A 14,239-nucleotide genomic window follows, 5' to 3' on the forward strand; every position below is an offset into this window, starting at 1 on the left:
GGAGGTCGGGGAACTGGAATAGTCCGATTCGTGCTTTTGGGCAAAAACACCCAACTTGAAAAAAATTCACACAACACCCGAACCATCAGTAGCAGTGGGTCGTATCAAGACCCGCGCTTTAACCTTGCGGGCAGCGTCCAACAGCAGCACAGCCAAGCCATGCAGCGCTCTAGTGGTAGTTTAAATCTGAATACGGCGCTGGTATTTGCGGATGGCGCGTTTGCGCTGTCGCGTCCGGTGACTGATAGCTTTGTGATCTTAGAAGCACCGCCTGATTTACAACAAGCCATGGCGGTGAGCCGTGGCAAGAGCCTGTTTCAACGGCAAGAAACTGATCCGAATGGCTTGCCAGAACACTATGACGCTTTAATCCAACCGCAGCAAACAGCAGTGCTTAATCAATTAACCGCCTATCAAGTACAGCATGTCAGTACCGATGCTTTAGTCCTACCCGAAGGCTTTGATCTGAGTGCTACCGAATTTGATTTCTTACCAGATTATAAAACGGGCTATCGCGTCAAGGTCGGTGGTGAACGCGGCTCAATGCTTGAAGCGCATTTAAAGGATGCGCAAGGCCACCCTCTCGCCCTGCAAGGTGGCAAATTACATGCCCTCACTTCGCCAAAAGAATCGATTACGTTTTTTACGGATGAAACCGGTGTCATGCGCCTTTCATCGATTCGTCGAGGTGACTACCGGATCGAATTATTTTCCCTGCCAAATTTGCAAAACCTGAAAATTCAGGTGACCGGCAAACCCGGCGAAACCCAAACGCTGGCTGTGAGGGCGCATACATGAAGCCCCCCATCACCAGCACTCACAACCCCAATATTTCTCAAGGAGTGTTTATTATGAAACAGCAATGGATTATCGCATCAATCCTATTAGTTATGAGCCATGCCGCAATAGCTGCCGAGACTGCGGGAGGATCACACGGTCTTAGTTTAACAATCTCTACCTCCTCAACTCCAGAGTTTACCAGCACTGCTACTGGGGAGCTTCTTACTGGAGTAGAAACCCAACTCACTACTCAAACTATTGACGTTGATAATGATGGAACAGTTGAACGTATTATCGATGATAAGATTTTGGGTAACCTAACACTTACAGGAACTAATCTTGCCTCGAATCAACATTGTAAAGTAACTTTTACTTCAGCGAACTCTGGTGGAACTACATCCTTCAAACTAGTAAATACTAGCGATCCAACAAAGTCTATTATCTATTCTCTAAAAGGAACGATTGGCTCTGGAGTAGCTACATTTTCTTCAGGATTTCCACGTAATTTTAATAATACTGTTGATGGCTCTACAGGAAGAAATCGTTGCGATCTAACAATTACTGATTTAACATTCACCTCAGCCGCAAAATTAAACACTACACCTGACGGCACTTATAAAGATACGATCAGTCATATTGTTCAAATTCAATAAAAAATAAAATGGAAGCTAGATTATTTACCTAGCTTCTTTAATGTATATTTCATATACCATTTAAATCAGTTGTAGGTATTCAAATGGGTAGTAGTTTACTAACTTACCCAGATTTATAATAACCTTAATGACTCATAAGTCATTATTGATGGAAACTTAACTTAAAAAGGAAATTATCATGCCTATTGATCCAAAAAATGACTTTGCCCGTGGGGATGTTGGTGTAACAACGAATAACACGGGAATCGAATATGCTTCAGACTCTCAAGTTAGCCTTAGCTCTGCATCAAGCAATTTTTCATCAGATGATATCTCTAAATTTGAACAGACTATGCTGGATGTGGGTCAGGCACTCCAACAAATTACACCCCAAAAAAACTTGTTTCAACAATTAGCCGATAGAATTGCTGAGTAAAACTAGCTTTAATAGAAAAAACCATTAGTAAATTTGAATCATGCCTCAAAGCTTGAGGCATGGTTTAATAAAAGACACTGATTAACATCTGATATTAGATCTATATTTTTTACCTTTGGCTTGCTTTATAAGCCAACCTTTTTATAAATAAAATACCCTACTCAGTAAACGCCTGATGAGGTATTTTTTAAAAAAGGATTTTTTATTTATAGCGCCTGAAAACTAAAATCCCCCACCGCAGAAAACGGTAGGGGAAACAGAGAGCGCAGAGAAAATTTAACTTTAAATACTATTCGTCAACTCGAACTTAACTTCGCCCACATCACCACCTTCGTCCGTATTACGCACCACCACTGTCACTAAGCGGGACTCATTCGGTACTAAAGTAAAATCAACGGGCTGACGACCATCCAGATCATTACTACTCTCACTATCCCCCTCAAATAACAAGAGTTCACCATACACACGTACTCGTCCTGAACTTACATCTAGTAAAGTAGCCGCGACTCTAACCTCCAAACGGACTTCCCCCCCGACACCTAAGTAGGGTAAATTCAGTGCATAATTAGTCCCTAAGGCTGTTAGGGGCAGATTAATATTATGCTCAACAGTTTTTTGGGGATTGCGCCCAAAATTTTCATGATCCATCGCATACATTATTGCTTTACCAGTTAAGCGACGTGTCTGTAATTGAGGAGGGGGTGCTTCAAAAGTACGTCGCCAATCATAAGCGAGTTGATATTCTCCACCATGCCCTGTGAAAGTTGCATATTGAGTCGAACTCTCTGCACGCCCATCCCAAAGATGGCCTAAGGATGGAATTACAATCGCCACACTGACGGGTTCGAAAATATCATCTTCAAAAGTCTTAGTTAGCCAGCCCACGAAAGCACCGATAACAGCCCCCACCGCCGCACCAATAAGACTACCAACCCCCGGAATAATAGAGCCTAAAGCGGCTCCAGATGCTGCACCCACCGCAGTAGCAACCGCAGTGATTATCTCTGTTTTAAGAGAAGACCATAAGTCCGCTAAAAAACGACTAAAACCACTCCCATCCTTTTCGGCCATGATCATGGTGACTATATATTCCTTTGGCCAAGCATTACCCGCGCGCAAATTAATTTTTGGAGAGAAGAATTGTTGGGGTGGAAGATAATTCTTAGCTACACCCGAATCACTAAAATTGCCCACAAATTGTTCAGGGATGGGAATCGTGTTCATTTCAGCATCTATCGCCATGCCACCAAGAGCAATTTCATCACTTCCTGCAATAGGTTGCGTTTCACGAACACACAAGACTTGGTGTAAACGAAACTCTAATTCATCTTTCGCTTGTTGTGCTCTAAAAATATTGGGATTAACAAAAACTGGATTAACCACAACATATTGCGGAACAATCACATGCGTATTTAACTTACGCGAGATACTGTTTAAATACTCGACAGAGGTTTTAATTTCAGCAGCGACGGGTAGCTTTCTTAATTCCGTGGCAACACTATTGGGGCTAGCTAGATTGATTTGTCCCAATTGCTGACCATAGTCTCTAATCCGCTCTGCAACAGGGCGCTTCGCTAAAGACAGTGCTTTATTCGCCATACTAGCACGCTTATCAGCAGATTTTCGTTGGAGATTTCTGGATAAAACCTGCTCTAGTGAATTTCTGTCCGCAGGTAATTTAAACTCATTCGGCCTAATAGCGGCTGCATACGCCTTCTCTGTAGAAATTTTCACAACACTCAGCATTTGCTCAGCGATTGCTTTCACTATTGGGTTTTTTATGCTGCTAGTATCTTTAATGCTCAACATTGAAATATTATTAGCCATCACACATCTCCTTATGAAAATTATTGGAATATCCCTGTTTACTAAATAGCCTATTTTCTCATCACCCCTAGCTCCTTGATATAATTAATAAAATCATTCTTTTTAATTGATTTTTGCTTAGTTTTCACTAAGTAATGAGCAGCAAAACCTGTTGCTAATACACAAGCAACTGAAGTACCACTGCGATAAGCAAGCTCTCCTGAACCAGTTAAACCGGGTATTTTTAATCCGGGCAACCAACAATCAGGTTCTGGGTTGCGACAACAATCATCCAGACTTAAATAATGTTGATCTAATGCACCTACTGAAAGCACATTGCCAAGACAAGACGGAAATAAACTAGGCTTTGGATAGTCATTACCTACTGCTGCGAAGATAAGAATACCTAAGTTTACTGCCTTATTAATCACCTCCGTCACTGCAGATACTTCAGTATCTGCACCGAATGGAAGACAAATTAGCTGTACTTGCTGCTCTATCAACCAGTTGATAGCTGATACTAGTTCGACTTCCGTGATTGCATCATTTGGCTTAAAACCATAAAAAAATAAATTAGCATTGGGAATTAAACCTCTGAAAATCTGCTGCCCTTGTGCTACTAATAAACTGGATGAAAATAACCCATGATCATCTTCTTCAAAATTACTACTCTCACCACTGCAAGTAGATCTTAAAATAATTTTTGCATTAATAAGATCATTACTAGATGAAACATTAGCAGTGTAATCAATCAATCCAATAGCTATTGAGCTAATTGGAAATTTATCATAAAAATAACTTGATATATTATTAAATTTATAATTACTTGCCAACCACAAACTAAGATCAATCATTATTTTTAATACAATTCAATTATTCATACTTAATAAATACCATAGAAAGCTATGGTAACTGTACTACCTAAATGAATACCTCTAAATGAATTTACTTAACAAGTATTAGAAACTTAATTATCTTCATAAATAATTTTATAATTACTTAACTTAGAAGAATTACGCTAGGTAGATAATTGGCAAGTTCCCAATACTAGTAGGCTAGACTGTACTCTTCAAACCAACCTATCATCGCCTCCTGCTAGGAAAATTCGCAATGATCAGTTAGAGTCAGGTTTATCACAACAATAATAAAACCCCATGACAACTGCGACCCCACAATTACTTCAGGCCGCCCTCCAGCAATTGAATGCTGTTATTTTGGGCAAAGAACATACCGTTAAACTAGCCCTGAGCTGCTTATTAGCCGATGGTCACTTACTGCTAGAAGACTTACCCGGCATGGGTAAAACCACCTTAGCGCATGCCCTCGCGCAAGTCTGTGGTTTAGACTATCAGCGGGTGCAATTTACCAGCGACCTTCTGCCTGCCGATTTGATTGGCGCCTCGATTTTTGAACCAGCGAATGGCAACTTTCGGTTTCACCAGGGTCCTTTATTCAGCCAAGTGGTACTTGCAGATGAATTGAATCGTGCTACCCCCAAAGCACAAAGCGCCTTGCTCGAAGCGATGGAAGAGCAACAAGTGAGTGTAGATCGGCAGACCTATCAACTGCCACAACCCTTCTTTGTGATTGCCACTCAAAACCCGCAAAGCCAATCCGGTACATTTCCCCTGCCAGAGTCACAATTAGATCGTTTCTTGCTACGCATTTCTTTAGGTTATCCCGATCCTTTAGCTGAGCGTGAAATGTTAAAAGGTCGCAATGGTCGTCAGGTACTCACTAGCCTCAAACCGACTTTAAATCCAAGCCGCCTGCAAGGACTACAAAGCTTAGTCCCACAAGTTAAGCTGAGTGATGCACTACTCGATTATGTGCAGCGTCTGATTGCTTACACACGGCAAAGTGAAGCCTGTCATTTGGGTTTATCACCACGCGGGGCACAAGCCTTAGTACGTAGCGCACAAAGCTGGGCTTTACTTCAAGGTCGCACGCATGTTCTACCGGAGGATGTACAAGCAGTGTTTGCGGCAGTTGTGGGGCATCGCTTAGTCGGGCGACATGAAACCCAAGGTGAGCAATTAGCGCGGCATATTCTATCTAAGGTTGATGTGATCGGATCAAGGCATGTTTGAAACCCTGCAGGCTCACTTTGAACAGATGGTGAAACAGCGTCTACCCAGCGCACGCACAACCATCTTAGATCAAAGTAAAATTTTCATTGTTCCGAGCAAAACCGCTTTAGTTTTGCTGATTATGATTATTGTGCTGTTCTTGCTGGGGATTAATTTCCAAAACTCATTAGTGTACGCCGTCTGCTTTTGGCTATTAGCCATGCTCGTGGTAAATGTACTGCATACTTGGCGGAATCTAAGCGGTTTAAGCATTAAGGCAATTCATCTTCAGCCCTGTTTTGCGGGCGAAAAAGCAGTGCTTGAATTAGAACTCGCTTGCGATCCGCAACGGCCAAAATTTGCGATCGAACTAGCTTGGCCGCAGGAAGATGCTACTCAAGTGAATTTAGTTTCAACGCAAACCACGCGCATTAAACTATCACATAGTACCCAACAGCGTGGACGCTTTACCCCACCGCGTATTCATATTGCCACGCATTATCCCACAGGTTTAGCGGTAGCTTGGTCTTATGTGGCGGTGGATCTGAGCGGGTTAGTCTACCCTGCGCCTGCGCCAAAAAATCAAAGTACCGAGCATAGCCAGACGCTGGCTGCTGATCAGCAACAATCCGGTAAAGAATTAAGTGGAGGGAGCAATGATTTTGGTGGGATTCGTAGCTACCAAGCCGGTGATACACCTAAACATATTCATTGGGGACAATATGCCAAAACTGGCAAGTTGAATACCAAAGTATTCGTTGATTATGCCAGTCACAACTTATGGTTGGATTGGAATAATGTAAACCTACCGGGTATTGAAGCGCGCTTAGCGCAGCTGTGTCGCCAAGTTTTAGATGCCCATCAAGCCCAGCAGCAATATGGCTTGAAGTTACCCGGAATGACGATTGCACCGGCTAAAGGTGAAGCCCATCAAGCACGCTGTTTACAAGCTTTAGCTTTATTTGGGGTAGACAATGTTTAAAACCAATACCAAGCAGCCCCAAGCTTTTATTACTTATACCGGCATGATTTGGCTCTTAGCCGCACAACTGATTGTCATGCTGCCGTTTACCACTAGCCTGCCCCCTTGGTTAATTGTAGTGGTAATCTTTGCAGCCGGTTGGCGCTTGCGGGTTCTATCAGGTAAGGCCACACAACCAAATACTGTAATCAAAGCCGTTTTATTATTACTAGGCATTGCTGCTATTTTTTTAAGTGGCTTGCGGTTGCCGTCTTTAGAAGCGATGTCCGCCCTATTACTTTTAGGTTTTGCTTTTAAAGCCCTAGAAGCAGTCAAACGCCGTGATGCTTTAGTGGTGATTTTTACTGGTTATTTTCTGGTTGCACTGAATTTTCTGTATAGCCAAACTATGATTGTAGGGGTTTACGGAACCTTGTCGCTTATTGTACTCACCGGTGCTTTAGTCGGGGTTCAGCAAACAATTGAGGAGTTTACGCCCTCGCAACAAGTACGCTTCAATTTTTGGATAGCAGGACAAATTCTGTTGCAATGCCTGCCACTAATGGTGTTAATTTTCGTATTCGCACCTCGCTTTCAGCCCTTTTGGACTTTACCTATGCCGATGGAGCAGAATACTCGTGGTATTTCTGACCGGATGGCTCCGGGTGATATTGAAAAGCTCAGTCAGTCGGATGATTTAGCATTTCGCGTTAGCTTCAAGGGCGAACGTCCAGCTCAAGCTAAATTATATTGGCAGGGTCTAGTCTTAAATTATTTCGATGGCCGTGAATGGCGGCAATTTGCCAATCAACAGGCTGCGGAAGAACTGCAGTGGTCAATCAAACTAGATTACGCCTATGATCCACGTAAGCTCAAAACACAAGGCGCACGCTACGAATACGAAGCAGTGTATGAGCCATCAGGTCAGCCTTGGTTATTTACTTTAAACCCCACGACCGAAGTACAAGGAGAGGTACTACGTGCCGCCGATTATCGGGTCATGGCTAAGCAGCCTTTACAAAGCCCACTGTTACTTCGTGCGGTGAGTCACCCTGAATCGATTCGTGATCTAAGCCTTGCGCCCAAATTACAAGAGCTGGCTCTGCAACTGCCTAAGCAAGGGGATAGACGTAGCCGTGAATTGGCGCAACGTTTATATGCCGAAGCGGGCGATGAACGTGCTTATATTCAAACAGTACTGAATCGCTTTCGAGAACAGCCCTTTTTCTACACCTTGAATCCACCTTTATTGGGTGAGACAGATACCATTGATAGCTTCTTATTTGATACACAACGTGGCTTCTGCTCCCACTATGCAGGAAGCTTTGTATTCCTCATGCGTGCAGTCGGTATTCCTGCTCGAGTCGTGATTGGCTATCAAGGTGGCGAATGGAATGAACAAGGAAAATACCTTGCTGTACATCAATTCGATGCACATGCTTGGACAGAGGTTTGGTTAGCCGGTCAAGGCTGGGTACGTTTTGATCCGACTAGTATGGTCGCACCTGAGCGCACTGAGCAAAACTTAGAGGCTGCTTTGAAAAAAGAAGGTATTCTTCTTGAACATTCGGTATTTTCGAGCCGGAAATTTGCTTGGCTGAATAGTATGCGTAAACAGCTAGACAGTATGCAATATGGCTGGCAACGGTGGGTTTTAAGCTATGACCAGCAAACTCAAACACAGTTTTTAAGCAAAATGCTAGGTGAGTTAAGCTTTACTAAACTGGCTTTATTCATACTTGCGCTCTTTGGCTGTTTGGTGATGGTATGGATGGTATGGCTGGGTTTAACGCGTAAAACAAATCCAGAAGCTTTAGAACATCGCTTGTATCGGCGTTTCGCTGAGCATTTAGGTAAACAGGGCTGTGAACGGCGCTTAGATCAAACGCCCCATGAATATGCACAAATGGCTGTACAGGTTTTACCCCAGCAAGCGGAGCAAATTCTGGCGTTCACGCAGGCTTATCAAACTTTATGCTATGCCAGTGAAGCGGGACAGCGCAACAGTCTCCTAAAAGAACTGCGGCGCTTACTAGGTCAGATTCGTTGAATTACTTATGCTTAGATTGACTGCATTCTAAGCCCTAGTGAGTCAACTTACCAAAATCAACCCGCTCTGAAGCTGGCTAAGACGAGCTGGTGGAACCTGAATTACTCGACATTTGTTGAGTTAGCATTTGGATCAACTGCATGATAACGGGCAATAATTGTGCTAATTGATCACCTTGTGTGGAATTAGTACTACCGCCAGTACTGTTATTAGAAGCAGCTTGATTAGCCACTGGAGTAGCTACAGATGCATCAGTCGCAGCTGCACTGTCGGCCTTACTGTAATCACAGCTCCCCTTATTTGCAGCACTATTAGGGCTTGCATTGCTCGCTCCAGTATTAGCCGCATTGCTAGCGCCTTTATTACTGCCTTCACCCCCCCTAGTCTTGCCACTAGAGCCAGTATTACCTTGATTACCAGCACCACTCTCTTGACCTGAACCGCTTGAGTTTTTCTCCCCTTGCATTTGGCTAATAATTTGCGCTAGCAAGCTCATTAAACTACTCAGTAAAGACTGTAGACTTTGGTTGTTGCTTGAATCATTGTTGCTACCGTTATTACCACCGGAAGCTGAATGACTAGCCCCTGTATGATTCATCTGGCTGACTTGATCAGCAGTAGAAATATTGCTGCCAAAGCCGCTACCAAAAGAAGCACTACCACCATTGCTAGGGTTAGTCGATAACTCCGATGATTTACCCATCGCTGCATTGAATTTTTGAATATCTGCAGACGCAGGACTAGACATCGGCGTTACATTTTGAGTGGAAAAATCGGCGCCGTAGTTGCCAGAAACTCCAAATCCTTTGGAAATATCAAATGACATAATGATGAACTCCTGTAATTTTTATTGGAACTAATGCAATCTGGCTGTGCACCTTTTGCATCTTCTTCTAAGTTAGTTAATCTAGAGTTCAGCTTCTTGCCATCACAGACTGGGTGCTAGTGAAAACAGATAAAAGGTAGGTATCAGGCCATTTGCTGCAGGGGTATTGGGTGCTAGTGAATAAATGGTAGGTATTTTAAAATAAGCGGTAATCAAAATTAATTGGCTTATTTTTGAACTAAATAATGATCAACTTCGACCCAGTGCGATAGGAAAACTAAAAAAGCGGAGGGAATCGCATTTTTATGCTCAACTTGCGTCTACTCTCTCCCCTGGGAGTAGGCGCATTTTTCGTTACTTAAGTACGCGGCAAAGTTACGCCTTTTTGCCCTTGATATTTGCCACCACGATCTTTATATGAGGTGCTACAGACCTCATCGGATTCTAAAAATAACATCTGTGCCACCCCTTCATTCGCATAAATTTTAGCGGGTAAAGTAGTAGTATTAGAAAACTCTAAAGTTACATGTCCTTCCCACTCCGGCTCTAGAGGAGTGACATTGACGATAATTCCGCAACGTGCATAAGTTGATTTACCTAAACAAATGGTCAGAACTGAACGGGGAATGCGGAAATACTCAACGGTACGCGCCAGCGCGAAGGAGTTCGGTGGAATAATGCAAACATCGCCCACAAAATCGACAAAGCTATTCGCATCGAAATGCTTAGGATCGACAATGGCTGAATTGATATTGGTAAAAATCTTAAACTCATTCGCACAGCGCACATCATAGCCATAGCTGGACGTCCCGTAAGAGACAATTTTTTCACCATTGACTTCACGCACTTGATTAGGCTCAAAGGGTTCAATCATCTGTTGCTGCTCGGCCATGCGCCGTATCCAATGATCAGACTTAATACTCATACTACGTTCCGGTTGATTTTGCAGAGCATACTAAAACAAAAAGGCCACAACGCAAACCGTGGCCTTTCGCGGTAAACTTAAAAGCGTTAGACGTTCTGAATCTTAATCGTTGGGAATTTAGCACTATAGTCTTTCGATTGACGGGCTAAGCGGGCTGAAGCTTTACGCGCAATCTCATGATACAAACCAGACACCTTACCTTGTGGATCAGCGACCACCGTTGGCTTACCACTATCCGCCTGCTGGCGAATCTGAATATCTAAAGGTAAGCCACCTAAATAAGTGACCTTATATTGTTCCGCCATGGCTTCACCGCCACCAGCACCAAAAATATGCTCCACCTGCCCACAACGACTGCAAACATGCATACTCATATTTTCTACTACCCCTAAGATAGGCACTTCGACTTTTTCAAACATTTTCAATCCTTTGCGTGCATCTAAGAGCGCAATATCTTGCGGAGTAGTCACAATAATTGCCCCAGAGACCGGAATCTTTTGCGATAAAGTCAGTTGAATATCGCCCGTACCCGGTGGTAAATCGACGATTAGATAATCCAAATCGCCCCACTTAGTATCATTCAAGAGCTGTTCTAAGGCTTGGGTCACCATCGGGCCACGCCAAATCATCGGTGTATCTTCTTCGATTAAGAAACCAATCGACATAGCTTTCAGACCATGATTCTGCATTGGCTGTAAACTGCGCCCATCTTCAGACACCGGCTGCCCAGAAATACCTAACATGCGCGGTTGGCTGGGGCCATAAATATCTGCATCTAAAATCCCGACCTTAGCGCCATCGGCCAATAAGGCCAAGGCTAAATTCACGGCAGTAGTCGACTTCCCTACTCCACCTTTGCCTGAAGCGACTGCAATAATATTTTTAATTCCATCATGGCGTTTGACTGTTTTCTGCACGGCATGCGCATTAATGACCGTATCAATCTGCACATTGACGGCAGCGGCTCCCGCTTGCGTGAGCTTTTCAATGATTTCTGCTTGTAATTCCGTTTTATAAATACCGGATGGATAGCCTTGCACGAGTTTTAGCGTAACCTGATCGCCCGCTAGATTAAGCTCCTTCACCATTTTAGCAGTCATAAGATCTTGGCCTAAATAGCGGTCTTGAATACTCGCTAATTGTGCTTCGACTTGGTTGCGCGTTAGTTCCATGCATAGCTCCTCAACAGTTTTATTGAGGGCTGATTCTACATGAGAGCCTGCTCGCGCCCAAATAAGGCCGCTTTTCCAAACGGGATATAAGAGCAGTTTTCAACAAGCTTTGTTAAAATTCTCGTTTTATTGAGTCATTGGAACAGCTATGTCTACTGCAAATTTGCCAAGTACCGGTTTAGTGGGCGTTGGTATCATGGGTAAGCCGATGGGCTTGAATCTGCTCAAAGCGGGTTATTCCTTAGGCGTGTATGCGCGTCGACCTGAAACAGCGACTGAGTTGGTAGATGCAGGTGCGAAGCTTTATCCGACTCCCGCCGCTTTAGCTGCTGAAGTGGATATCATTATTACAATGGTCTCCGATACACCGGATGTTGAGACTGTGCTATTTGGTACGGAGGGGCTTGCACAAGGTGCTCAAGCGGGCTTACTCATCATCGATATGAGTACCATTTCCCCGGTAGCCACCAAAGACATGGCTGCGCGTTTAGCGAATCAAGGCTTACGCATGCTCGATGCCCCCGTTTCCGGTGGCGAAGCAGGAGCGATTGCTGGGACATTAACCATTATGGTCGGTGGGCAAGCTGCGGATTTTGCAGAAGCACTACCGGTTCTGTCATTTTTAGGCAAGACCATTACTTTGATTGGTGATCATGGCGCAGGGCAAGTCGTGAAAGCTTGTAATAACTTGATCATTGCGCAAACCGTGATTGCGGTGAGTGAAGCCTTTGCCTTAGCACAAGCCTCAGGTGTGGATTTAGAGAAAATGCGTACTGCATTAGCCGGTGGTTTTGCGGGTTCTAAGGTAATGGATGTGCATGCCAAACGCATTATCGAGGAAAACTACACGCCGGGCTTTAAAGCGAAATTACATGCTAAAGATATGCGGATCGCGGCAAATACCATTCAGAGTTTGGATTTGAATCTACCAAGCTCACAATTGGCGATTCAATACATGCATCAATTAGTCGCACAAGGCAATGGTGAGCTAGACTCGTCTGCACTGGCAAAAATCGTGCAACAACTCGCCTAGCTCAGGCATCCATTAGGCAGCTTTCGGGCGCAAGCGCTCTAAAGTTGCTTGTATTTGTTTATCTTTATTATTCCCTCGCTGAGAGCCGGTTTTGAGATAACGCTCAATTTGCTCCATCGCTAGCAAATGATCCTCAAAACCAGACTGCTGAGTTTGAATTCGATCTAAACTATCTTGCATGCGTTCAAAGCTATCACTATGCCGATTGCGCTGTTGTGCCAATTTACCCGCTGCTTGTTGAGCATGTTGAGTGGTTTGCGCCATTGTTAGCTGTGCCCGATAATGCTCTAACTGGCTAGCAGTTAGCTTCAAAGTCTGCAATAAGCGCTGCTCATAAGCCTCTAGCTGCTGAAGTTGCTCAGTTTGTTGACTAACTAACTCTGCTTGCACGACTAAATCTTCCGCTAAAGTACTCGCCTGCTGTTCTTCTTGACGCGCTAAATGCTCACGAATGCTGTCCTCTTCAGCCGCTAAGCGTTGGCGACTTTGCTCTAATTGGCGTTGCAGCTTTAATTTATTCGCCATCACTTGGGCTAAATGCTGCTTGGCTTGGCGCAAACCTGCTTCGGCTTCATAAATTTCCTGAGCTAAAATCCGGAGCGCGTTCGCATCCACCGCTGACTCTAAAATTTCACGAGTACCACCACGTAAAGCTGTAGCCAACTTATCCAATAAATAAAACATGACCTCGCTCCTTAGTTTATTAAGCACCGTATTCTTTTAAGATTTTGTTGGTTTTTGCTTCATTGATCTTATTGAGTAAACGCTCAGCCTCGTATTCATCACGTAAGGTTTTCGAGAGCATGATCGTAGAGCTGACTAAAAATAAGGAATTTAACGCCAAATAACCTTTAGTGAGTAAGCTACCTTCTAGGAAAAACACAAACGCACCCATCGCAAGTAAAGCAACCACGAAGGTGATTTTGACGAAGAGCACCCAACTCGTTGAACTGGGTAAGGCGATATTATTGTTTTCCATTTTGACCTCATTGGGGGTTTTGGTTAGTTGATGGAATTAAGCTTAAATCCCTCCTAGCAACTAAGCAAAACCAAACCTTGAAGTAGCCAAGGGTGTAGCTACAAGTAGCAAAATAGGCTACTTTGAGCCAAACCCTATAAAGGAAATGCGGTTTTTAGATCTATAGCGAGCACCCAGGTAAGCTCAAAACTAGTTGAAGCAGTCTGTACAGATTAAACATGACGCTAATAATTTAGTTAAGGAGTTCTATATGGGTATTGAAGTCGGTGGTTTACTCGGCTTAATTCATTTAATTATAGCAATCTGGGCCATTATTAAAGTGGCACAAAGCTCAGCGAGTGGCTTGAGCAAACTATTGTGGATTTTATTTATTCTCCTCTTCCCACTGATTGGTTTAATCGTTTGGTTCGTTGCTGGACCAAAAGGCCGTTAAAACAGACAGTTAGCATCTAAAGAAGCCAGCATTGCTGGCTTCTTTACTTTTGAACGCTGTACCACGCTAATAAACTAGCTAGTAGACCTCTAGCGAAAGTCAAGAGTGAGTCACCATTCGATTAATCAGCCCTGCAA

At 43.7% G+C, this 14,239-nt stretch carries 15 protein-coding genes; 8 read left to right on the plus strand and 7 right to left on the minus strand.

Features of this window, described 5'->3' with window-relative positions:
- The 3 genes from Q0307_RS01430 to Q0307_RS01440 all read left to right on the plus strand — a co-directional run.
- On the plus strand, positions 1 to 798 hold a 798-nt coding region (locus tag Q0307_RS01430), incomplete at its 5' end, for a hypothetical protein (protein WP_298655389.1).
- A 53-nt stretch (positions 799 to 851) separates the two neighbouring features.
- Entirely contained in the window at positions 852 to 1,433 is a 582-nt protein-coding gene (locus tag Q0307_RS01435; protein WP_298655392.1) for a hypothetical protein, read from the plus strand.
- A gap of 178 nt (positions 1,434 to 1,611) precedes the next feature.
- Positions 1,612 to 1,848, plus strand: a complete 237-nt coding sequence (locus tag Q0307_RS01440; protein WP_298655395.1) for a hypothetical protein — start codon at positions 1,612 to 1,614, stop codon at positions 1,846 to 1,848.
- 282 nt (positions 1,849 to 2,130) lie between these two features.
- On the opposite strand, the gene Q0307_RS01445 is transcribed toward Q0307_RS01440, so the two are convergent.
- Positions 2,131 to 3,675, minus strand: a complete 1,545-nt coding sequence (locus Q0307_RS01445; RefSeq protein ID WP_298655397.1) for a hypothetical protein — start codon at positions 3,673 to 3,675, stop codon at positions 2,131 to 2,133.
- 50 nt (positions 3,676 to 3,725) lie between these two features.
- Complete coding sequence (locus Q0307_RS01450) at positions 3,726 to 4,508, minus strand: S8/S53 family peptidase (protein WP_298655399.1); 783 nt, start codon at positions 4,506 to 4,508, stop codon at positions 3,726 to 3,728.
- 300 nt (positions 4,509 to 4,808) lie between these two features.
- Here Q0307_RS01450 and Q0307_RS01455 point away from each other — a divergent pair, with 300 nt between their 5' ends.
- Genes Q0307_RS01455 through Q0307_RS01465 form a run of 3 tightly spaced genes read left to right on the plus strand, consistent with a single transcriptional unit; the run spans position 4,809 to position 8,734 of the window.
- Positions 4,809 to 5,744, plus strand: a complete 936-nt coding sequence (locus Q0307_RS01455; RefSeq protein WP_298655401.1) for a MoxR family ATPase — start codon at positions 4,809 to 4,811, stop codon at positions 5,742 to 5,744.
- Positions 5,737 to 6,705 carry a DUF58 domain-containing protein gene (locus Q0307_RS01460; RefSeq protein ID WP_298655404.1) on the plus strand — a complete coding sequence of 323 codons (969 nt, stop codon included), beginning with the start codon at positions 5,737 to 5,739 and terminating at the stop codon, positions 6,703 to 6,705. Before Q0307_RS01455 ends, Q0307_RS01460 begins: the two co-directional genes overlap by 8 nt.
- The gene (locus Q0307_RS01465) at positions 6,698 to 8,734 is read left to right on the plus strand and encodes a DUF3488 and DUF4129 domain-containing transglutaminase family protein (RefSeq protein ID WP_298655407.1); all 2,037 of its coding nucleotides are present in this window, start codon (positions 6,698 to 6,700) and stop codon (positions 8,732 to 8,734) included. Before Q0307_RS01460 ends, Q0307_RS01465 begins: the two co-directional genes overlap by 8 nt.
- A gap of 76 nt (positions 8,735 to 8,810) precedes the next feature.
- On the opposite strand, the gene Q0307_RS01470 is transcribed toward Q0307_RS01465, so the two are convergent.
- The 3 genes from Q0307_RS01470 to apbC all read right to left on the minus strand — a co-directional run bounded on the left by Q0307_RS01470 (position 8,811) and on the right by apbC (position 11,753).
- Complete coding sequence (locus tag Q0307_RS01470) at positions 8,811 to 9,560, minus strand: hypothetical protein (RefSeq protein WP_298655410.1); 750 nt, start codon at positions 9,558 to 9,560, stop codon at positions 8,811 to 8,813.
- A 358-nt stretch (positions 9,561 to 9,918) separates the two neighbouring features.
- Positions 9,919 to 10,485, minus strand: a complete 567-nt coding sequence (gene dcd, locus Q0307_RS01475; RefSeq protein ID WP_298655412.1) for a dCTP deaminase — start codon at positions 10,483 to 10,485, stop codon at positions 9,919 to 9,921.
- Positions 10,486 to 10,571: 86 nt separating this feature from the next.
- Entirely contained in the window at positions 10,572 to 11,753 is a 1,182-nt protein-coding gene (gene apbC / locus Q0307_RS01480) for an iron-sulfur cluster carrier protein ApbC (protein ID WP_366936734.1), read from the minus strand.
- Positions 11,754 to 11,805: 52 nt separating this feature from the next.
- On the opposite strand from apbC, the gene Q0307_RS01485 reads away from it, so the two are divergent.
- Positions 11,806 to 12,690, plus strand: a complete 885-nt coding sequence (locus tag Q0307_RS01485) for an NAD(P)-binding domain-containing protein (RefSeq protein WP_298655415.1) — start codon at positions 11,806 to 11,808, stop codon at positions 12,688 to 12,690.
- A gap of 12 nt (positions 12,691 to 12,702) precedes the next feature.
- On the opposite strand, the gene Q0307_RS01490 is transcribed toward Q0307_RS01485, so the two are convergent.
- Positions 12,703 to 13,374: a PspA/IM30 family protein gene (locus tag Q0307_RS01490; RefSeq protein ID WP_298655418.1), complete on the minus strand. Its 672-nt coding sequence runs from the start codon at positions 13,372 to 13,374 to the stop codon at positions 12,703 to 12,705.
- Between the two features lie 19 nt (positions 13,375 to 13,393).
- Positions 13,394 to 13,669, minus strand: a complete 276-nt coding sequence (locus tag Q0307_RS01495; RefSeq protein WP_298609248.1) for a YiaA/YiaB family inner membrane protein — start codon at positions 13,667 to 13,669, stop codon at positions 13,394 to 13,396.
- A gap of 250 nt (positions 13,670 to 13,919) precedes the next feature.
- Here Q0307_RS01495 and Q0307_RS01500 point away from each other — a divergent pair, with 250 nt between their 5' ends.
- Positions 13,920 to 14,102, plus strand: coding sequence for a PLDc N-terminal domain-containing protein (locus Q0307_RS01500; RefSeq protein ID WP_298655421.1), 183 nt, complete (start codon positions 13,920 to 13,922; stop codon positions 14,100 to 14,102).
- Positions 14,103 to 14,239: the final 137 nt, after the last annotated feature.

It is taken from the genome of uncultured Thiothrix sp., from assembly GCF_937873765.1.
GTDB lineage: Bacteria > Pseudomonadota > Gammaproteobacteria > Thiotrichales > Thiotrichaceae > Thiolinea.